General features: G+C 53.7%; 19 protein-coding genes. 17 read left to right on the top strand and 2 right to left on the bottom strand.

Annotated features, from left to right (window positions below):
• Nucleotides 1-44 precede the first annotated feature (44 nt).
• A complete protein-coding gene (locus P40081_RS23360; RefSeq protein WP_042138704.1) occupies nucleotides 45-1,172 on the top strand; it encodes a M20/M25/M40 family metallo-hydrolase in 1,128 nt (375 codons plus the stop codon).
• Between the two features lie 154 nt (nucleotides 1,173-1,326).
• On the opposite strand, the gene P40081_RS38630 is transcribed toward P40081_RS23360, so the two are convergent.
• Nucleotides 1,327-1,500: a hypothetical protein gene (locus tag P40081_RS38630; protein WP_156118672.1), complete on the bottom strand. Its 174-nt coding sequence runs from the start codon at nucleotides 1,498-1,500 to the stop codon at nucleotides 1,327-1,329.
• 77 nt (nucleotides 1,501-1,577) lie between these two features.
• Here P40081_RS38630 and P40081_RS23355 point away from each other — a divergent pair, with 77 nt between their 5' ends.
• The 10 genes from P40081_RS23355 (at nucleotide 1,578) to P40081_RS23310 (ending at nucleotide 10,881) form a co-directional block, all read left to right on the top strand.
• A complete protein-coding gene (locus P40081_RS23355; protein ID WP_042138703.1) occupies nucleotides 1,578-2,150 on the top strand; it encodes an NUDIX hydrolase in 573 nt (190 codons plus the stop codon).
• Complete coding sequence (locus tag P40081_RS23350; RefSeq protein WP_042138702.1) at nucleotides 2,141-3,337, top strand: endonuclease Q family protein; 1,197 nt, start codon at nucleotides 2,141-2,143, stop codon at nucleotides 3,335-3,337. Before P40081_RS23355 ends, P40081_RS23350 begins: the two co-directional genes overlap by 10 nt.
• A gap of 71 nt (nucleotides 3,338-3,408) precedes the next feature.
• The gene (gene spoIIM, locus P40081_RS23345; RefSeq protein ID WP_042138701.1) at nucleotides 3,409-4,044 is read left to right on the top strand and encodes a stage II sporulation protein M; all 636 of its coding nucleotides are present in this window, start codon (nucleotides 3,409-3,411) and stop codon (nucleotides 4,042-4,044) included.
• 196 nt (nucleotides 4,045-4,240) lie between these two features.
• A complete protein-coding gene (gene fur, locus P40081_RS23340; protein ID WP_042138700.1) occupies nucleotides 4,241-4,708 on the top strand; it encodes a ferric iron uptake transcriptional regulator in 468 nt (155 codons plus the stop codon).
• Between the two features lie 208 nt (nucleotides 4,709-4,916).
• Nucleotides 4,917-5,150: a DUF4227 family protein gene (locus P40081_RS23335; RefSeq protein WP_039300347.1), complete on the top strand. Its 234-nt coding sequence runs from the start codon at nucleotides 4,917-4,919 to the stop codon at nucleotides 5,148-5,150.
• Nucleotides 5,151-5,295: 145 nt separating this feature from the next.
• Entirely contained in the window at nucleotides 5,296-6,189 is an 894-nt protein-coding gene (xerD, locus tag P40081_RS23330) for a site-specific tyrosine recombinase XerD (RefSeq protein WP_042138699.1), read from the top strand.
• 199 nt (nucleotides 6,190-6,388) lie between these two features.
• Nucleotides 6,389-7,567: a phosphopentomutase gene (deoB, locus tag P40081_RS23325; RefSeq protein WP_042138698.1), complete on the top strand. Its 1,179-nt coding sequence runs from the start codon at nucleotides 6,389-6,391 to the stop codon at nucleotides 7,565-7,567.
• A 243-nt stretch (nucleotides 7,568-7,810) separates the two neighbouring features.
• The gene (locus P40081_RS23320) at nucleotides 7,811-8,635 is read left to right on the top strand and encodes a purine-nucleoside phosphorylase (protein ID WP_042138697.1); all 825 of its coding nucleotides are present in this window, start codon (nucleotides 7,811-7,813) and stop codon (nucleotides 8,633-8,635) included.
• A 51-nt stretch (nucleotides 8,636-8,686) separates the two neighbouring features.
• Nucleotides 8,687-9,550 carry a purine-nucleoside phosphorylase gene (locus tag P40081_RS23315; RefSeq protein ID WP_042138696.1) on the top strand — a complete coding sequence of 288 codons (864 nt, stop codon included), beginning with the start codon at nucleotides 8,687-8,689 and terminating at the stop codon, nucleotides 9,548-9,550.
• Nucleotides 9,550-10,881 carry a pyrimidine-nucleoside phosphorylase gene (locus P40081_RS23310; protein ID WP_042138695.1) on the top strand — a complete coding sequence of 444 codons (1,332 nt, stop codon included), beginning with the start codon at nucleotides 9,550-9,552 and terminating at the stop codon, nucleotides 10,879-10,881. The genes P40081_RS23315 and P40081_RS23310 overlap by 1 nt, the downstream gene beginning before the upstream one ends.
• Before the next feature lie 464 nt (nucleotides 10,882-11,345).
• On the opposite strand, the gene P40081_RS23305 is transcribed toward P40081_RS23310, so the two are convergent.
• Nucleotides 11,346-12,392, bottom strand: a complete 1,047-nt coding sequence (locus P40081_RS23305) for a serine hydrolase domain-containing protein (protein WP_042138694.1) — start codon at nucleotides 12,390-12,392, stop codon at nucleotides 11,346-11,348.
• 294 nt (nucleotides 12,393-12,686) lie between these two features.
• On the opposite strand from P40081_RS23305, the gene P40081_RS23300 reads away from it, so the two are divergent.
• The 6 genes from P40081_RS23300 (at nucleotide 12,687) to P40081_RS23275 (ending at nucleotide 19,207) form a co-directional block, all read left to right on the top strand.
• Nucleotides 12,687-13,637 carry a DUF1177 domain-containing protein gene (locus tag P40081_RS23300; RefSeq protein WP_042138693.1) on the top strand — a complete coding sequence of 317 codons (951 nt, stop codon included), beginning with the start codon at nucleotides 12,687-12,689 and terminating at the stop codon, nucleotides 13,635-13,637.
• Between the two features lie 110 nt (nucleotides 13,638-13,747).
• A complete protein-coding gene (locus P40081_RS23295) occupies nucleotides 13,748-14,419 on the top strand; it encodes an AroM family protein (protein WP_042138692.1) in 672 nt (223 codons plus the stop codon).
• A gap of 16 nt (nucleotides 14,420-14,435) precedes the next feature.
• A complete protein-coding gene (locus P40081_RS23290; protein WP_042138691.1) occupies nucleotides 14,436-15,380 on the top strand; it encodes an aminopeptidase in 945 nt (314 codons plus the stop codon).
• Between the two features lie 111 nt (nucleotides 15,381-15,491).
• Nucleotides 15,492-16,145 (top strand): aspartate/glutamate racemase family protein, encoded by a 654-nt coding sequence (locus P40081_RS23285; protein WP_042138690.1) that lies wholly within the window; start codon nucleotides 15,492-15,494, stop codon nucleotides 16,143-16,145.
• A 288-nt stretch (nucleotides 16,146-16,433) separates the two neighbouring features.
• A complete protein-coding gene (locus tag P40081_RS23280; RefSeq protein WP_197074260.1) occupies nucleotides 16,434-16,622 on the top strand; it encodes a hypothetical protein in 189 nt (62 codons plus the stop codon).
• A 1,058-nt stretch (nucleotides 16,623-17,680) separates the two neighbouring features.
• Entirely contained in the window at nucleotides 17,681-19,207 is a 1,527-nt protein-coding gene (locus tag P40081_RS23275; RefSeq protein ID WP_042138688.1) for a PucR family transcriptional regulator, read from the top strand.
• Nucleotides 19,208-19,251 lie beyond the last annotated feature (44 nt).

Below are 19,251 nucleotides of genomic sequence, written 5' to 3'. Positions count from 1 at the left end.
AGTACAACCATTGTAACGTATCCGCGAAAGAGAGGGAAGTCCAAGTGATATCACAAGACCGGTTGATCAATGAATTCATGGAGCTTGTCCGTATTGATAGTGAGACCAGAAATGAACGGCGGATTGCCGATGTACTCAAGGAAAAATTCAGCACTCTGGGACTGACAGCAGTTGAAGATGATTCCCAGGAGAGAACGGGACACGGAGCTGGTAATCTATTCGTGACCTGGCCTGCGGACAGCGGCGTGAGCGCGCCTAAGCTGCTGTTCACCTGCCACATGGATACAGTGGTTCCCGGGCAGAATATTAAGCCTTCCCTTGGGGAAGACGGCTGGATTACCAGCGACGGCAGTACAATTCTCGGAGCGGATGACAAAGCGGGGCTTGCCGCCCTGTTCGAAGCGATCCGGGTGATTCAGGAGCAGAAGCTTCCGCACGGGCAGATTCAGTTTGTCATTACGGCAGGCGAAGAGTCCGGGCTGATGGGCGCACGCGCAATGGACCCGGCGCATCTGGATGCCGATTTTGGCTTCGCGCTTGATTCCAATGGTGAAGTAGGAGCAATTGCCATTGCTGCGCCGACACAGGCGCGGGTAACGATGCAGATCTTCGGCAAATCCGCTCATGCCGGAGTTAATCCGGAGGATGGAATCAGTGCGATTCAAGTGGCGAGCAAAGCGATTTCGGCGATGAAGCTTGGACGGATCGATAATGAAACGACAGCGAATATCGGCAAATTTGCCGGCGGCGGCCCGACCAATGTGGTCTGCGACCATGTGCAGCTGGATGCGGAAGCCCGGAGTATCGTGCAGGAAAAGGTAGAACTGCAGATTGCCTCTATGCGTGAAGCCTTGGAGACAACCGCACGTGACAATGGCGCACAGAGTGAATTCCGCAGTGAAATCATTTATCCGGCGTTCAGCTTTAATGAGCATGATCCGGTGGTACAGCTGGCAGACCGCGCGATTACTTCACTGGGACTGACCACCCGGCTGTTCGCTTCCGGAGGCGGCAGTGATGCCAATGTGTTCAACGGCCTGAAGGTTCCTACTGTGAATCTGGCTGTCGGCTATGAGGATATCCACACAACGAAGGAACGGATCAAAGCCGAAGATATTGTCAAAGTAGCCAGCCTGGTTGTAGCTATTGTGGCCGAGAGCCAAAAAGGCTGATTTCAAAAACTGCGCAGATGCCTGCCGATCAAGGGGCCGGCTGCGCTTAAATGTAACAAAAAGGAGCTGTTCCGGAATTCACCGGGAGACAGCTCCTTCTTGTTACTCGGTGAAGCTAATCTTCCTCACGGATATCCGGAAGAACGAAGCGGCATTATCCTGCCTTGGAAGCTGTGATCCGCGTTTCCGTCTGGAGCAGCAGGATATAGGATAGGGGCATATCGCGCCCGTACTGCTTCATCCATCCGGCCATTACGGCCATGATCTGCTCCGGTTTACCTACCATTGTAACTGCGGATGAGCTTGCTCGGACAAGACAATCATTCATGCCTGCATTCCTTCTTTCCTTTTAAGTTTGCTATAATACACCCTATGCATAACCATGCCAAAGGAGACCACAAATCTATGAAAAACGATGAAATCAACCGCAACCCCGCATTGGATGAAGAAACATTGTCGACGAAGCCGATCTTTACTGGCAACATTATTTCGCTGCAGGTAGATACGGTGAAGCTGCCGGACGGCAATACAGCAACCCGTGAGGTCGTGAAGCATCCGGGGGCCGTAGCTGTGCTGGCACTGAATAACGGTAAAATGCTAGTAGTGGAACAGTATCGCCAGCCGATGCACCGGACTGAGGTGGAGATACCGGCAGGCAAGCTGGACAAAGGCGAGGATCCGCTGGCGGCTGCGGGCCGTGAGCTTCAGGAGGAGACCGGATTTCACAGCGGCGGGCTGAAGCTGCTGAAGTCCTTCTATACCTCTCCCGGCTTCGCCGACGAGATCATTCACCTCTATGTGACCGAAGATGCCCAGCCGGGTGAGATGGCGCTGGATGAGGATGAATTCCTGGAGGTTTCCGAGCTGACGCTGGAGGAAGCTTACCAGTATATCGCGGATGGACGTATTGCCGATGCCAAGACCATGATGGCTGTCTACGCCTGGCATCTGTATACGCTGACTGGGCAATGGCACTAGAGTCCACGCTGCAGAGCGTTTACTGCGACCTGCATGTGCATATCGGGCGGACTTCAGAGGGACAGGCGGTCAAAATCAGCGGCAGCCGCGAGCTCACCTTCGCCGGGATTGCCAAAGAGGCGGCGGAACGCAAGGGAATCGGTCTGATCGGCATCATCGACAGCCACTCCCCGGGGGTGCTGCGGGATATTCATGCGGCGCTGGATTCCGGCGAGATGACGATGGCGGAAGGCGGAGGTATTGCCTACAGGGGGACTACGATAATCCTGGGAACCGAGATTGAGATCCGTGAGCCCGGGCGAAAAGAGTGCCACGTCCTGGCCTTCATGCCGGACCTTGGGACCATGGAAGAGTTCAGCAGCTGGATGAGCGCCCATATGCGGAACGTGAATCTAAGCTCCCAGCGCCTGTATGCACCCTCCCGGGTGCTGCAGGACGAGATTACAGGACGGGGAGGCCTGCTGATTCCGGCACATATTTTCACTCCGCACAAAGGGCTTTACGGCTGTGCAGCGGAGCGCATGGCTGACTTATTTGACCTGGAACGCATTGCGGCAGTAGAGCTTGGACTCAGTGCGGATTCAGAAATGGCTGGGTATATTTCAGAGCTTGACCCGTACAGCTTCCTGACCAATTCTGACGCTCATTCCCTGGGCAAAATCGGCCGTGAGTATAATGTGATTGAGATGCAGCAGCCCTCTTTCCATGAGCTGAAGCTGGCGCTGGAACGCTCGGAGGGACGCCGGATCAGTGCCAACTTCGGGCTGAACCCCCGGCTGGGGAAATACCACCGCACATATTGCGGCGGCTGCGGCAGCATTATCGATGAGGCGTATGCGACTTCAGAGCGCTGTCCGTATTGCGGCAGTCCGAAGCTGGTGAAAGGAGTGCTGGACCGTATTCTCGATATTGCTGATCGTAAGGAGCCGCTGGTTCCGGCGTACCGTCCGCCCTACCATTACCAGGTGCCTCTGGAGTTTATTCCGGGACTTGGCAAGCGCAAGCTGAATGCCCTGCTGCAGGCGTTTGGCACAGAGATGAATATACTGCACAAGGCGGGTGAAGCCGAGCTTGCTGCTGTTGCCGGACAAGAGCTTGCAGAGCTGATCGTACTGGCCCGTACCGGCAGGCTTGCGCTCTCTTCAGGAGGCGGAGGGACGTACGGCAAGGTCATTAAGGGGAAGTAACCAAGGACAAGTCATAGAGCGGGACATTCCTTCATAAGGTGTAACATGTGACCGGAAAGGAGAATGTCCTGATGCGCAGTTTAAGGCTGATGATGAAGGAACAGACGCCTCTTTATATTTTTGTCGCGGTATTATTCCTGGTCGGGGTCGTATTTGGAGCGCTCATTGTCAGTGCGTTAACGCTGGATCAGCAGCAGGAGCTGGGGGATTATCTGGGTAATTTCTTCATGACCGTGGATCAACAGGGACTGCCTGCCGCGCAGGATTCGTATTGGGGGATTGCCGCATTCAATCTCAAATGGGTCGGACTGATATGGATACTCGGCTTGTCGGTTATCGGACTTCCGGGGATTCTGATTCTGGATTTCCTCAAAGGCGTGCTGATCGGCTTCACCGTCGGCTGTCTGGTCAGCCAGTATTCCTGGCATGGCATGCTGTTTGCCCTGGTCTCTGTGGCCCCGCATAATCTGGTGCTGATTCCGGTATTGCTTGTATGCAGCGCGGCAGCGATCGCCTTCTCCCTGCTGATGATCCGCAGCCGGGTGCTGGGACAACAGCGGCGTACCAAGGTGACCCGGCCTTTTGTAATGTACACCCTGCTGTCACTCGGCATGGCCCTGCTGGTTATGGGAATCTCCGGATTTGAGGCTTGGGTGACCCCGGTGATGATGAGATGGGTGACGCCGATGCTGGTGTCAGCCGGATGAGCGTAGAATCTTCAGGAAGCATAAGCCTGTACTGAGAACATGCGGTGGAATGAATTTCCATTCGGGCACTTCCTTGAACGTTGGGGTCCTGCCTCCGCGTAAGCTAAAAGCGTTTGACTTCTCAAAGTAACTCCCCCTATAATGGAAGAAGTGGCTTGAAGCCCGGTGCGGTAATTTTCCAAGGGGGAGGCAGACAATGGAAGCCCGGATAGACAAGATTAAGCAACAACTACAATCCCAAGGATACAAGCTTACACCTCAACGGGAAGCGACCTTAAGAGTTCTACTGGAGAACGAGGATGATCATTTAAGCGCTGAAGATGTATTCATGCTGGTGAAAGAAAAGGCTCCGGAGATCGGTCTCGCCACCGTATATCGTACCCTGGAACTGCTCAGCGAGCTTCATGTCGTGGAGAAGATTAATTTCGGAGACGGTGTTGCCCGTTATGATCTGCGGACCGATACAGCGAAACATCATCATCATCATCTGATTTGTGTACAATGCGGAACCATGGATGAGATTCGTGAGGATTGGCTGGGTCCGCTGGAAGAGCGTCTTGAGAAGGATTATAATTTTACGGTGCTTGATCATAGACTTGATTTTCACGGAATTTGCCACCGCTGCAAGGATAAGAATCCTGCAGACGGCAATACTCCCGAATAAGCTAATATAGAGCATGAACTCTTATACAGATGAGGAATTACCGCACAAGCTCTCCCCGGCTGAATGGCCGGAGGGGGCTTTTTAACTGATTATTCAAAGAGCAATACATAACACCACCCTCCGGCGCATAAAGTGAAGGACGAGTTCTGCGAAGTGTAATAGTGAAGCAGATGCTGCCATAACTTTTACTTTTAGGAGGTTGCCTAAGATGATTGTCTCCATTCCCAAAACTGTACGCCGGCTGTATTTCATGACCTTGCTCGTTGCGATCAGCTGTGTGCTGTACTATGTCCTAAGCTGGGTCAGTGCCTGGATCAGCCCCGCTCAGAACTATGATATTCCGGAGGGCACAGCCATCCGGGCATTTCATGATGTGAAGCAAAGCGATGAAGGGCTGAGTGCAGGTCAGCGCCTGCGGTTCTACTATTGGTACGGGGAGTGAGCGCTCCGCCGGTTGCAGGAAAAAGCTAGAAGCCTGTCGAATGAATCTAGAGCATGTAAGGGACGCCCCGCGTTCTGACTGCTGCCGGACCCCAACCGCTGCAGAGCGGCATGAAGCAGCCTGAGTATGACAGGAGCGTGAATAGATGAAGTCACACTTGCAGCCGTTTATGCAGTATTTGTCCGGGGACAAAGGATTGTCTCCTAGTACGCTGGAATCCTATGGACGGGATATTTCGCAGTTTCTGGAGTTTACCGAAGAGCGCGGCACGGCTGCGATGGAAGAAATCAGAAGATCACATATTATGCTCTACCTCGGCGCTCTGCGCGGAGCGGGCAAGGCAACGGCAACAGTCAACCGGAATACGGTATCGCTGCGCGCCTATTTTCATTTTTTGCTGAAAGAACGGCTGATCGGGCAAGACCCGACACTGGATATGGAAACGATTAAACCGAGCAAGAAACCGCCGATGATTCTTAGTATTGAAGAAATTGAACGCCTGCTGGCCGTCCCTGATGAATCTGCTCCCCAGGGGATGCGCGATAAGGCGATGCTTGAGCTGCTCTATGCTACGGGTATCCGTGTTACAGAGCTAATCTCGCTGAATGTGGAGGACGTGAATACCGGGCTGAAGTTCGCACGCTGCAGCGGGGCCTCCGGCAAGGAAAGAGTGGTGCCGATTGGTACGATTGCTGCGGACTGTGTGGCCCGTTATGTCTCCGGTATGCGGGACAAGCTGCTCCGGGTGAATCTGGAGGAGCCTGCGCTGTTCCTGAACAGTCTGGGCGGGAGGCTGACCCGTCAGGGCTTTTGGAAAATAATCAAGAAACATGCGCGTGAAGCCCACATCCAGCAGGACATCACACCGCATACCCTGCGGCATTCCTTCGCCGCTCATCTGCTGGAAGGCGGGGCAGATCTGCGCTCCGTGCAGCAGATGCTGGGCCATTCCGATATTTCGACCACTCAGATTTATAGCGGAATCGCCCGCAAGAATATGAAGGAAGTCTATGAGAATCACCATCCCCGGGCAAAATAGTCTTTATTCAGAGGTATGGTGTAACCGTGGATAGAACGGGTGATGGGATGGATTGGCCCGAAAAGATGCTTTTTGTGAGTAAGAAAGTTATGATGGAATCATACTGAAAGGATAGCTCCCGGGAGAGGTTCTCCCGGAGTTTCTTCCTGTTTTGAGCAGACTTTACGATTATGCAAACTACGAAGGAGTGAAGACGGCAATGTCCTCATTTAAACGCATCGGATTTATTGTTCTGGATAGTGTAGGTATCGGTGAAGCGCCGGATGCCGCTAATTTTGGAGATACAGGCTCCCATACGCTGGGCCATATTCTGGAGCGGGTTCCGGGTCTTAAGCTTCCGAATCTGCAGCAGCTGGGACTTGCGAATATTGCTCCGCTGCCGCCGCTGGAACCGGTAGCTGCCCCGACAGGCTATTACGGCAAAATGCAGGAGGTTTCAGTAGGCAAGGATACGATGACCGGCCACTGGGAGCTGATGGGCCTGAAGATTGAGGTTCCATTTAATACTTATTTTGACGGATTCCCCGCAGAGCTGATTGGGAAGTTCGAAGCGGCAACCGGACGCAAGGTGATTGGCAACAAGCCGGCTTCCGGCACGGAGATTCTCGTAGAATACGGCGAAGAGCAGATGAAGACCGGCGCATGGATTGTGTATACTTCGGCAGACAGCGTATTCCAGCTTGCCGCGCATGAAGATATCATTCCTCTGGAAGAGCTGTACAGCGCCTGCCGGATCGCCCGCGAGCTGACGATGGCTCCCGAATTCTCCGTCGGCCGTGTCATCGCCCGTCCTTATGTCGGTGAGCCGGGGAATTTCGTGCGTACCCCGAACCGTCATGACTACGCGGTGAAGCCGCCGGAGCCGACCGTTATGAACGCTCTGGAGGACATCGGCAAAGACGTGATTGCGGTAGGTAAAATCAATGATATCTTCACCGGCGAAGGTGTAACAGCTTCTTACCCGACGAAGAGCAATGAGCACGGCATCCAGATTACCATTGACGAGCTGCGCAAGCCGTTCAACGGATTCCTGTTCACTAATCTCGTTGATTTCGATTCCCTGTACGGCCACCGCCGTGATCCGGAAGGCTACGGCCGGGCGCTGGAGGTATTCGATCAGGCGCTGCCTGAGCTGCTCTCCACACTGGATGAAGATGATCTGCTGATCATCTCTGCAGACCACGGCAATGACCCGATCCATGCCGGAACGGATCATACCCGCGAATATGTGCCGCTCCTGATCTACAGCCCGCGATTCAAGACTCCGGGCAGCCTGGGCATCCGCCAGACCTTCTCTGACGTTGCTGCTACCATCGCTGATAATTTCGGAGCGAAGGCACCGCAGTACGGGACGAGCTTTTTGTCTGAATTAATTTAATTTAAATAATAAATCAAGATGAACTGAAGGATATAACTAAAAGTGAGAAGAATCGAAGGGGAAATTTGGAGCTGTAGGAGCGATAGCGACCGCCTTTGTCTACGGATTTCAACCGCTAAGCGGGTCATAATTGAAGAAATCTGTAGACAACAGCGGCCGGAAGTCCAAATATCACCGTAGTGACGGCTCAGCTTTACGTCGATGACTAAAGTTCATCCCACCCACCTCAAGGAGGAACCAACCATGACCGCAGTTACCCAAAGCAATATTCAAGAAGCAGCAGTATATATCAAAGACAAATGTACCGTCGCACCCGAAATCGGGCTGATCCTCGGCTCCGGCCTCGGCGTTCTGGCCGATCTGATTACAGACGAAGTAGTCATTCCTTATAATGAAATCCCGCATTTCCCGGTGTCCACTGTTGAAGGACATGAAGGTGAACTGCTGATCGGCATGATTGAAGGCCGCCGCGTCGTAATGATGAAAGGCCGCTTTCACATATACGAAGGCTACGGACCGGAGACTACTGCCTTCCCTGTACGTGTTATGAAAGAGCTGGGCGTAACCAGCCTGCTGGTAACTAACGCTGCCGGCGGGGTCAACACCGATTTCACACCGGGTGATCTGATGCTGATTACTGACCATCTGAACCTCACAGGCCGCAATCCGCTGACCGGACCGAATGATAATGCGCTGGGCGTACGTTTCCCGGATATGTCTTCGGCTTACAGCCCGCGCCTGATCGCAGCTGCCAAAGAAGCTGCAGCAGCGCTGAACTTCGAGTTCAAGGAAGGCGTATACGCCGGCCTGCTCGGACCCAACTACGAGACTCCTGCTGAGATCGTTATGCTGCGCCGCCAAGGGGCAGATGCAGTAGGGATGTCCACGGTATCTGAGACGATTGTGGCCCGTCATGCCGGGATTGAAGTACTTGGTATTTCCTGCATCACCAACATGGCAGCCGGAATTCTGGAACAGCCGCTGAACCATGCAGAAGTGATGGAGACAGCGGAACGTGTGCGCGAGCAATTCCTGAAGCTGGTGCTGGCTTTTATTCCGAAGATGTAGTTCCTGCTTCAAGCTATTTACAAGACAATTCATATCCGGGAGGATCAACCTATGACAACACCATCAACAGTCCCATACGGCACTCAGGTAAAAGAAGCTGCTGAATATATTCAATCCAAATTCGGTTCTTACACACCGGCTATCGGACTTATTCTGGGCTCCGGCCTCGGGGATCTGGGTGACCAGATCGAAGATGCGGTATATCTGCCTTATGAAGAAATTCCGCATTTCCCGCGTTCCACGGTAGAAGGTCATGCGGGACGGTTCGTGATCGGTAAGCTGGAAGGCAAGGATGTTATTATCATGCAGGGCCGTTTCCACTACTATGAAGGTTATGAAATGCGCAAAGTGGTGCTGCCGGTATACGTAATGGCTAAGCTTGGCGTAGGCACACTCGTGATTACCAATGCAGGCGGCGGAATGAACAGAGCGTTCAAAGCCGGTGACCTCATGCTGATTACCGACCACCTGAACATGACTGGCGACAACCCGCTGATCGGACCGAATGATCCGGAGCTGGGTGTACGTTTCCCGGATATGTCCCGTGCGTATGACCCGGAATATATCGAGTTGGCGAAGAAGCTGGCCGGTGAAGTTAAGGGTGCCGATGGTGAAGCACTTGTGCTGCAGGAAGGCGTATATGCCGGCATCAGCGGACCTACCTATGAAACTCCGGCTGAACTCAAAATGCTGGCCTACCTCGGCGGCGATGCCGTTGGAATGTCCACCGTGCCCGAAGTGATCGTAGCCAGCCACAGCAAGCTGCGTGTGCTCGGCATTACCTGTATCACCGATATGGCGATCGGGGACGAGCTGGAGCCGCTTACTCATGAGCAGGTGGTAAAAGTAGCTAACCTGACCAAACCGAAATTTATCGGCCTTGTGCGCTCCTTTGTCCGTGAGGTACAGGTATAATGCGTGCAGTTGACCTTATCCAGAAAAAACGAGACGGCGGCGAGCTCAGCCGTGAAGAAATAGCTTACCTGATTCAAGGCTACAGCAAAGGTGAAATTCCTGATTACCAGATTTCCGCCTGGGCGATGGCTGTCTATTTCCGGGGAATGAACGCACGGGAAACCGGCGATCTGACCCTGGAAATGGCGATGTCCGGTGACCAGGTGGATCTCAGTCCGATTGCAGGTATCAAGGTGGACAAGCATTCTACCGGCGGTGTTGGCGACAAAACGACGGTTGTTCTTGCCCCGCTTGTAGCTGCAGCCGGAGTTCCGGTGGCCAAAATGTCCGGACGCGGCCTCGGCCACACCGGCGGTACGCTCGACAAGCTGGAGTCGATCACCGGATTCTCCGTGGAGATGGACCGGGAGCGCTTTTTCACCCAGGTAGGGGAGATCGGCGCAGCTGTCATCGGCCAGTCCGGCAACATTACGCCTGCGGACAAGAAATTGTACGCACTGCGTGACGTGACTGCGACCGTGGAATCCATTCCGCTGATTGCCAGCTCCGTAATGAGCAAGAAGATCGCCGCAGGTGCGGATGCCATCGTCCTTGATGTGAAGACCGGCAGCGGCGCGTTCATGAAGACGCTGGATGATTCCATTGCACTCGCACAGGCGATGGTGGATATCGGCACACATCTTGGCCGCAACACGGTCGCTGTGATCAGCGACATGGACCAGCCGCTCGGCTTCGGCATTGGCAATGCGCTGGAGATCAAAGAAGGCATTGAGACCCTGAACGGCCACGGGCCGAAGGATCTGCAGGAGGTCTGCCTCATTCTGGGCAGCCAGATGCTGGTGCTCGGCGGCAAGGCGAAGGACGAACAAGAAGCGCGCTCCATTCTGCTGTCCCATATTGAAGACGGCAGTGCGCTGGACAAGTTCAAGCAGATGGTATCTGCCCAAGGCGGCGATGCCGCGCAGATTGAGTCGCCGGATACTTTGCCGGCAGCGCGCAAGTTCATCGAAGTGAAGGCAGAAGCCGCAGGGTATGTGGAGAGCATTCAGGCTGAAGAGATCGGCGTAGCGGCGATGCTGCTCGGCGCCGGACGCGAAACGAAGGAATCCGTCATCGACCTGGCCGTTGGCATTCAGCTGGCGATTAAGGTTGGCGATGCCGTAGCCGCAGGCGATACGCTTGCTGTGCTGCATGTGAATGATGCCAGTGAGAGCAAAGTGCAGGAAGCCGAAGCCAAGGTGCTGGAAGCTTACCGCATTTCCGCTCAGCCGGTTCCGCCGCAGCCGCTGGTATTTGCACTGGTGACTAAGAATGGCGTAACTCGGTACTAAAGCGGGTGCCGGTTACTCAAACAATTCAAAAGCCGTACATCAGCAATTCGCTGATTGTACGGCTTTTTTGGATTGTTCAGGACCGCCCCCGTAAGACAAGTGGAAAAAGGGCATTTAATTATCCTTGAATCGCTGATATTTGGGTTTTAGTTGGAAAAAGTACATTTAATTTTCCGATTTACTGACTTGGCGGCGGAATCAGCAAATTTAGGTGACGTTTATCCACTTATTTTTTGGTATGCGGTCCACACGATGAAAATAAGTGTACGGAATCCACTTATTCCGTAACCCGTAACCCGTAACCCGTAACCCGTAACCCGTAACCCGTAACCCGTAACCCGTAACCCGTAACCCGTAACCCGTAACCCGTAACCCGTAACCCGTAACCCGTAACCCGTAACCCGTAATCCGTAACCCGTAACCCGTAACCCGTGGAAGAACGGGGCTCCTGCTTGAGCGCGCAGCTAGTCCAGCAGCAGGTTCTTCTCAGCCACCTGCATCATCCGGTAAGCCCCCCTACTGCGGTTGCAGAGAGCGGTGAAGGTTACACCGCTTGCCGGATAAACTGCTGAGCGAAAGGAGACCCCGGGATCGGAGCCCATGAGATGGTATTTTAACACCCCGCCGTTTCTGATCGTAATCCATACTCCATAGCCATAGTAAGTATCCTCATCCTCATGAATATGCGGTGTGAGCAGCAGGGCAGTTGTCTCTGGCTGAAGCAGCTTGTGCCCGAGCAGGCATGTCCACAGCTTCTGCATATCCGCTGCCGTGACAAAAGCACCTCCGTCGCCGCCGCCCACTACCGGAATGGAGTAGATGTTGCTGATATTCTCTCCGGTCTCACTGTCGATATAACCGAGAGCTGTATTGGCAGGGAGGGCATCCAGGGCGAAGTAACCGGAAGCCTTCATCCCGCAAGGCCGGAAAATATGCTGCTCCACATAATCCATGAAATTCATTCCGCTGACCGCTTCGACAATCAGGCCAAGCATGATATAACCCGCATTGTTATAGTGGAAACGATCGCCGGGAGTGAATTTCATCGGCAGCGATGCAAATAGTGGCAAGAAATCACCCGGTCGCCTGAGCGTATACATCGGTATGTCCTCCCATAGTGCTGCGAAATCGTCCATAACCTCCTCATCGAAATAATCCGGAATGCCCGAGCTATGCGTCAGCAGCTGATGAACCGTGATCTCCGGGCTGAACAAGGGGAACTTCCGCTCATGTAAGACCTCCAGCACCTTGCCGTCAAAAGAAAGCTTCCCCTGCTCGGCCAGCTGGCAGATAGCTACTGCTGTGAACAGTTTGCTGCCGGAAGCAATCCCGAAGCGGGTGTTAAGCTGATTGATCTGTTCCTCCGCTACGTTGGCTTGTCCGCAAGCAGCCGCTGCGAGGGTCTGATCGTGTTGCGTAACCAATACCGTCCCCGAAAATCCGGACAGCAGAACCTCCTGATCGATGATATGTTGGAGCTCTTTTTGATGCTCAGTCTGTTTCTGCTTCATGTAGTAACCCTCTTCCATAACTTGATGATGTGTAATCTTCTTGTAATTCGCCAATATGGAATAATTAACCTTTATTTATATTTCTGTATGATATGGAGCGGGAATTTAGGGGTTTAATGGATGCCGGATGCTGCTGAAAGGCCGAAGAGTGTACCTTGCGCGTAAGGTTTATGTGCAAAGGACAAGAAAAACAACTTAGTTTTGGCAGGGCGGTACATTGTGGACGTTTCGAATTTTAAGATAGTATGAATTCAAACATCACAATCATGAGCATGCATCCGGGGAGGAATTATAATGGCACTTCATCAGACGATTACAGTTTTGAACGCACTGGACAGCGCTTATGTTAATGGTGAGCAGGTCAGGCAGTTATTCGCAGCATATCCTGCGGTTAAGGTTGAGGTTCAGAAAGTGGAAGGTGAAAAAGGCAGTACGGAATTCGTCAAAATCACCATTCCGGGCAGTCAAGGCAAGCTTGGAGGCGGAAGCGCGCCAACCTTCGGAATTGTCGGCAGACTTGGCGGCATAGGGGCGCGCCCCAGCCGGATCGGCATTGTCTCTGATGCAGACGGCGCAGTAGCGGCAATCGCAGCGGCACTGAAACTGGCAAACATGCAGACCAAAGGGGATGTGCTGCAGGGTGACGTCCTGGTTACGACACATATTTGTCCGGATGCTCCGACACTGCCGCATGAACCCGTTGATTTCATGGATTCCCCGGTGGATATCCTGCAGATGAATGAGCATGAGGTATTGCCGGAGATGGAAGCGATTATTTCTATTGATACGACTAAGGGCAACCGTGTGGTGAATCACAAAGGCATTGCAATCTCACCTACGGTCAAAGAAGGGTACATTCTGCGGGTCAGTGAGGATCTGCTGCGCATTAAGGAAATGACGACAGGACAGTATCCGGTAACTTTTCCGGTAACTACGCAGGACATTACTCCTTACGGTAACGGACTATATCATATCAATTCCATCCTGCAGCCGGCAGTAGCGACTTCGGCTCCTGTTGTAGGGTTGGCGATTACGGCCCAGTCCATGGTGCCCGGCTGCGGTACAGGGGCAAGCCATGAGATTGATATCGCCCAGGCGGTGCGTTTTGCCATTGAGACAGCCAAAGAGTTCACTCAAGGCATATGCTCCTTCTACAACGAAGCTGAATTCGCACAGATTACCGAGCTGTACGGTTCGATGAAAGTGCTGCAGACGCTGGGTAAACCGGCTGTAACCTCTCACTAGGAATAGAACGGAATAATGGCAGGCGCTGAGCAAGGTTCAGCGCCTGCTCAATGTATACAGGCATGAGTTGCCATGATTTCAATCCGTATGGAGAAGCGGGAGGGAGCAAGATGAGTAAAAATATAGGGTTAATCACGATCGGACAAGCTCCCAGGAACGATGTTGCACCGATTATTGAGAAGTATCTGGAGGGTAAGGCAGGACTGGTTCAGTCCGGGGTGCTTGACGGGTTCACTGCTGATCAGGTACGCGAATTCTATAGTCCTGGTCCTGGAGAGTATGTGCTGACTACCCGCATGGCGGACGGATCAGCTGCGGTGATCTCCCGTGAACGGATAAAGTCAGTTCTGCAGGGGAAGGTTGATGCTATGGAAGCTGCTGGAATTGAGACGATTCTGCTGGCCTGTACCGGTGTTTTTCCGGGACTTCATACGGCCAAGGCCCATCTGATTGAACCGGACCGGATTATCCCTCCGGTCGTAATGGCGATGCTTGACGGACGCCGGCTGGGGCTGATAGGTCCTCTGCCCGAGCAGGAAGAGAGCATGAATGAGAAATTCGCGGGAGCCGGAGCACGGCTGCCGTTTGCAGCTGCTTCTCCGTATACCGGTACGGAAGCGGATTTCCGAGCGGCAGCTGAGCGTCTGCGAGACTTGGCGGACGTGATTGTGCTTGACTGTATGGGATATGTGGAGCAGCATAGACAGTGGGCGGCCTCCGCAGGAGTGCCTGCCGTGCTGTCCAATGCCCTCGTGGGCAAGCTGGTAGCAGAAATGGTGTAACCGGGAGGAAAAGATAATGAGTGAGCAACGAATATTGATCAGCATGAATGTTCTTAAGGACTGTCTTGGGCTTGGCAGCGGCGAATTGCTGGCTGTAGTGGCCGATGACGACAAGCGGGAGCTTGCCGAATCCGTCTATGAAGCAGGGAAGCGGATCGGAGCGGAATCGATGCTACTGATTATGCAGGCGCGGAGCAAATCCGGCGAGGAGCCGCCGGCTCCGATTGCCGAAGCTATGGCCAAAGCGGATGTGGCAGTATGCATTACGACACATTCGATGACACATACGGCGGCGCGCAAGCAGGCAGCCGCAGCGGGAACACGGGTGGCGACCATGCCGGGCATGACAGATGACATGTTCAGCCATGGCGCGATCACTGCGGACTATGCGCAGGTGAAGACATTAACGGAGCAGGTAGCTGCGCTGCTGTCTGAGGGAAGCCAGGTTCGTGTGGAGAAGGATGGACTGAGTCTGAGCTTTTCGATTGAGGGCCGGGATGGCGTGCTGAGCACCGGATTATATCTGAATCCGGGAGAATCGGGTAACCTTCCTTCGGGCGAGGCTTATATTGCGCCTATGGAAGGTACAGCCGCCGGCCAGATTAAGGTGGACGGTTCGATTGCAGGTATTGGCGCGCTGAACAGCCCGATGGTGCTGACAGTGGAGCAGGGCCGATTAATTAGTGCAGAAAGCGAGAGCGGTGACAGGCTGCTGGATATGCTTGGTGCCGGTGACGGCAGGCTTCTGGGCGAGTTCGGCATTGGTACAAACAACAAGGCCAGAATTACAGGTGTGGTGCTGGAGGATGAGAAGGTCTACGGGACCATCCATGTCGCTTTTGGCAGCAATAATACGTTCGGCGGGGTTGTAGCGGCTGGCGTTCATATTGATGCTGTAGTTATGAAACCGGATGTGTATATTGATGATAAGCTGATTATGCGTGCAGGAGAACTGCTCTAGGCTGCGCGGCTGCTGTGTTGTTGTCAGGGTTATCGCGGTACGGGATGAAGCAAAAGTATATGGTGAGGATATTCAGAACGCCCAACAATGGCTGACCAGGGGGAGACAAGGATGCTTGGAATTATACGTGTAATCACACTGCAAGAGGAGTCTGCAATTCATTTGCACGGAGAATTGATTGAACACCGGTATGGCCTGCCGGTAATCAGCCGCTGCATTCCGGATCAGCCTCAGGGCGTATACAATGACGAGACCGAAGCGGAGTCAGTGCCGAAGATTATCAGCCTGGCCCGGGAACTGGAGCAGCAGGGCTGTACGGCCATCGGCATCAGCTGTGCCGCAGATCCGGCGCTGCTGGAAGCCAGGATGGCAGTGAACGTACCGGTGCTGGGTGCAGGCTCGTGTGCAGCCCATATGTCGCTTGCATACAGCGATAAGATCGGCGTGCTGACGATTCTGACCGAGGTGCCGCCGCTGATCCGCAGCATTCTAGGCGATGCTTACCTCGGCATGGACCGGCCAGATGGGGTAACGACCACACTTGATTTGGGTACACCTGCCGGACGGGCAGGCGCACTTGCCGGAGCAGCCCGGCTGGTGGAGCGCGGTGCGGAGGCCATAGTCCTCGCCTGCACCGGGTTTGCCACCATCGGGCTGGCGGCGGAGCTGGAAGAACAGCTCGGCATCCGTGCGTTTGATCCGATTCTCGCGCTTGGAGCAGCGGCCGCTGCGTCTGCTTCCTTGCCTGGGGGTGTGCGGCGCTGATTGCGCTGTGCAAATCTGCTCTTGGAAGTACGAAGTATAGTAATTCAGGAAATATAGTTAAGCGTTCTTCCGGATGTAGGTCCGGGGAACGTTTTTTTGTGTAGCTGATTTGGCTGGCTGGCTGCTACTGCAGGGTGTTTCTGAGCTGCTGTGGGGAGTGCGTATGAGTATGTGGAGCGGGAAGTTGGGGAGGTGGGGAGACGTGAGAGGTACGGGGGAGGTGGGTGTGGGAAATAAGGAAGGAGGAGTTGGGATGGAGAAGTGAGAGATACAGGGGGGGAATGGGAAGTGGGGGAAGTAAGGAAGGGAGGAAGGGAGGAAGGGAGGAAGGGAGGAAGGAAGGAAGGAAGGAAGGAAGGAAGGAAGGAAGGAAGGAAGGAAGGAAGGAAGGAAGGAAGGAAGGAAGGAAGGAAGGAAGGAAGGAAGGAAGGAAGGAAGGAAGGAAGGAAGGAAGGAAGTGAGGGAGTAAGGAAGTAGGAAATGAGAAAGTGAGGGGATGAGAAGTGAAAATTGAGAAGTGGAAATTGAGAATTGAGTATGGGGAGTGGGAAATGAAGAGTATGGAGGTGGAGGTGAGTGGAAAGGTGAAGAGATGAGAAGCAGGAGAGTGTGCAGATTTAAGTACATACTGAAATGGACAGTTGGTCGGGCACCAGACAGAAAGTATAGTAGCAAACATTTTAAGTGGCTCACAGCAGGAAAGTAAAGGTATAAATCCCTCTGATTCCGCTAAACGTGGCTCACAGCAGAAAAATTAAAGGTATAAATCCCTCTGTTTCCGCCGAAAGTGGCTCACAGCACCAAATTAAAGGTATAAATCCCTCTAATTCCAATCGAAAGTGGCTCACAGCACCAAATTAAAGGTATAAATCCCTCTAAATCCATCGAAAGTGGCTGATAGCACCAAATTAAAGGTATAAATCCCTCTGTTTCCGCCGAAAGTGGCTCACAGCACTAAATTAAAAGTATAAATCCCTTTGTTTCCGCCCCGAAGGTAAGAAGTGGAAATGAGGGGCAAAAGTGCCCCTGATTCCGTCCGAAGGAACCCGTTAGCACCAAATCAAAGGTACGAATCCCTCTGATATCGCCAGCAGCATCAAATTAAGGTGCACATTCCCTCTCATTTCACCAGAAGTGGCCTCAGCACGGAATGTAGTAGCACTAATGCCCCACCCGTCTAATAGCGGCCATTTCTCACCAGCTTCACGCGTACCCCTCATAGAGGCCGGCGTAGCCGTCAGATAAGTTACTTTGTTCAATAAGGACAGGTTGTGTCCTATTTGCGTACTACTCGCGTCCTATTCACAGTCACCGGATCACCTTGTTAACCAGTGCTTTCCCTCCCACACTTACGCATAAATCCGAAAAAATATCTGCAATTTTATATATTTTTCCTGTGGCTGGGCGGGAATGTCTGATAAACTAGCGGGAATGCGAATGTAAGCTGGTGGCATACGAGTGGCTACGGGTGCATACGGGTGGCATATTTCAGGAAAAATCATGAAATACTGAAGACAGTAGAGGGAGGCAGAATGTTGAATACACGAGGAATTACTCTAAGGGAGCTAATGGAGCTCTCTGTTCTTGGGAAAGCGAAGGTTATTAGCGGCCAGCAGGGGCTGGACCGGGTGGTCCGGTTCGTAGATATTATGGAGGTTCCGGATCTGAAGGGCTGGATCAGCGAAGGCGTCATGCTGCTGACTACGGCGTATTCCATCCGCCATGATCCTTCGCTGCTGACTGAGCTGATCTATACGCTCGACAATCTGGGTGCAGCGGCGCTGGCGATTAAGCCGGCCCGCTTCCTGAAGGAAATCCCCCAAGGGGCGATCGAGGCCAGCAATGCCTGCGGTCTGCCGATTGTGGAGATCCCGCCGGAGATTCCGTATACGGATATCACCCAGCCGGTGATGGAGCTGCTGCTCGGACGCCAGGCGATGCTGCTGCGCCGTGCGGAGGAGGTCTACCGCACGCTGACAACGATGGTGCTGGAGAACAGCGGCATTCAGGCGGTCAGCGATAATGTCGCTGATTTTCTGAAAGCGCCGGTTGCCCTTGTTGACACCGACCGGAAGACTATCGTGTCTTCGCCGGCTGATTTCGATTGGTCACAGAGAGAGGCGCCGCTGAACTGGAATATTCACGTGGACCGTCGGACCGTCGCCAGACTGCTTGTGGACAAGGAGCGGCTGGATGATATGGAGGAAGTAGGCATCGAGCAGGCCCGGCTTGTCTTCGCCCTGGAGCTGATGCGCCGCAAGGTTGCCGAGGATACCGAGTTCCGGCTGCGCGGCAACTTCATTGACGAGCTGCTGACTCCGCCGCTGCCTTCGCGGCATGAGGTGGAGCGGCGGGCACGCCAGCTCGGGATGAATCCCGAGCATAAGTGGGAGGTTGCTGTAATCGAAGGGGAGACAGCGCCGAGTGAGGAAACGGTGAACCGGCTGCTGGAGCGGGAAGCGAAGAAACGCGGAGTTACACCCCACGTAGAATACCGCTCCAGCCGGGCTGTGTTGTTCCTGCCCACGCAGGAGGGCCGTAAATTCACGCCGGGCGGAGATGCACAGGAGCCCTGGGAGAAGACGCTGGAGGGCTGGCTGAAGGACAAAAGCGAAGGCCTCAGCAGCTACAGAAGCGGAATTGGCACCTCGGAATACTTGTGGGACATCCACACCAGCTACAATGAAGCGCGCAAAGCCTTGTCTATCTCCAGAAGGCTCGGACAAGGTACAGGCGGTGTCACCCGCTATGAAGAGATGGAAGTATACCACTTGCTGGAGGGCCTTGGCGGTCCGGGCTTCGAGCGGCTGTTCGGGCGTAAGCTGGGCAAGCTGCTGCAATACGACCAGGAGCATGACAGTAATATGATGCTGACGTTCTATCATTATCTGGAGTGCCGGGGCAGCCTGATTGAGACGGCGAACAGCCTGTACATTCATCGCAACTCGGTCAAATACCGGCTGGAGCGGATCCGCGATATTACCGGCTTCGATTTGAACGATCCGCGCGAGCAGTTCGTGTGCCATTTGTGCCTGATTTACTACTACCTGCAGGAAAAATAGGCGGGACTGGAACTTTTATGGAATTGTATGTTAGGAAAGATTAC

The sequence above is a fragment of the Paenibacillus sp. FSL P4-0081 genome (assembly GCF_000758565.1).
GTDB classification, from domain to species: domain Bacteria; phylum Bacillota; class Bacilli; order Paenibacillales; family Paenibacillaceae; genus Paenibacillus_AQ; species Paenibacillus_AQ phytohabitans.
Note: the sequence above shows the minus strand (reverse complement) of the source record. Positions and strands in the feature narration are given on the sequence as shown.

Excerpts from the sequence above, each read along its gene's own strand:
- P40081_RS38630 (WP_156118672.1), bottom strand. The coding sequence starts at position 1,500 with ATGAATGATTGTCTTGTCCGAGCAAGCTCATCCGCAGTTACAATGGTA.
- P40081_RS23355 (WP_042138703.1), top strand. The coding sequence starts at position 1,578 with ATGAAAAACGATGAAATCAACCGCAACCCCGCATTGGATGAAGAAACA.
- P40081_RS23350 (WP_042138702.1), top strand. The coding sequence starts at position 2,141 with ATGGCACTAGAGTCCACGCTGCAGAGCGTTTACTGCGACCTGCATGTG.
- spoIIM (WP_042138701.1), top strand. The coding sequence starts at position 3,409 with ATGCGCAGTTTAAGGCTGATGATGAAGGAACAGACGCCTCTTTATATT.
- fur (WP_042138700.1), top strand. The coding sequence starts at position 4,241 with ATGGAAGCCCGGATAGACAAGATTAAGCAACAACTACAATCCCAAGGA.
- P40081_RS23335 (WP_039300347.1), top strand. The coding sequence starts at position 4,917 with ATGATTGTCTCCATTCCCAAAACTGTACGCCGGCTGTATTTCATGACC.
- xerD (WP_042138699.1), top strand. The coding sequence starts at position 5,296 with ATGAAGTCACACTTGCAGCCGTTTATGCAGTATTTGTCCGGGGACAAA.
- deoB (WP_042138698.1), top strand. The coding sequence starts at position 6,389 with ATGTCCTCATTTAAACGCATCGGATTTATTGTTCTGGATAGTGTAGGT.
- P40081_RS23320 (WP_042138697.1), top strand. The coding sequence starts at position 7,811 with ATGACCGCAGTTACCCAAAGCAATATTCAAGAAGCAGCAGTATATATC.
- P40081_RS23315 (WP_042138696.1), top strand. The coding sequence starts at position 8,687 with ATGACAACACCATCAACAGTCCCATACGGCACTCAGGTAAAAGAAGCT.
- P40081_RS23310 (WP_042138695.1), top strand. The coding sequence starts at position 9,550 with ATGCGTGCAGTTGACCTTATCCAGAAAAAACGAGACGGCGGCGAGCTC.
- P40081_RS23305 (WP_042138694.1), bottom strand. The coding sequence starts at position 12,392 with ATGAAGCAGAAACAGACTGAGCATCAAAAAGAGCTCCAACATATCATC.
- P40081_RS23300 (WP_042138693.1), top strand. The coding sequence starts at position 12,687 with ATGGCACTTCATCAGACGATTACAGTTTTGAACGCACTGGACAGCGCT.
- P40081_RS23295 (WP_042138692.1), top strand. The coding sequence starts at position 13,748 with ATGAGTAAAAATATAGGGTTAATCACGATCGGACAAGCTCCCAGGAAC.
- P40081_RS23290 (WP_042138691.1), top strand. The coding sequence starts at position 14,436 with ATGAGTGAGCAACGAATATTGATCAGCATGAATGTTCTTAAGGACTGT.
- P40081_RS23285 (WP_042138690.1), top strand. The coding sequence starts at position 15,492 with ATGCTTGGAATTATACGTGTAATCACACTGCAAGAGGAGTCTGCAATT.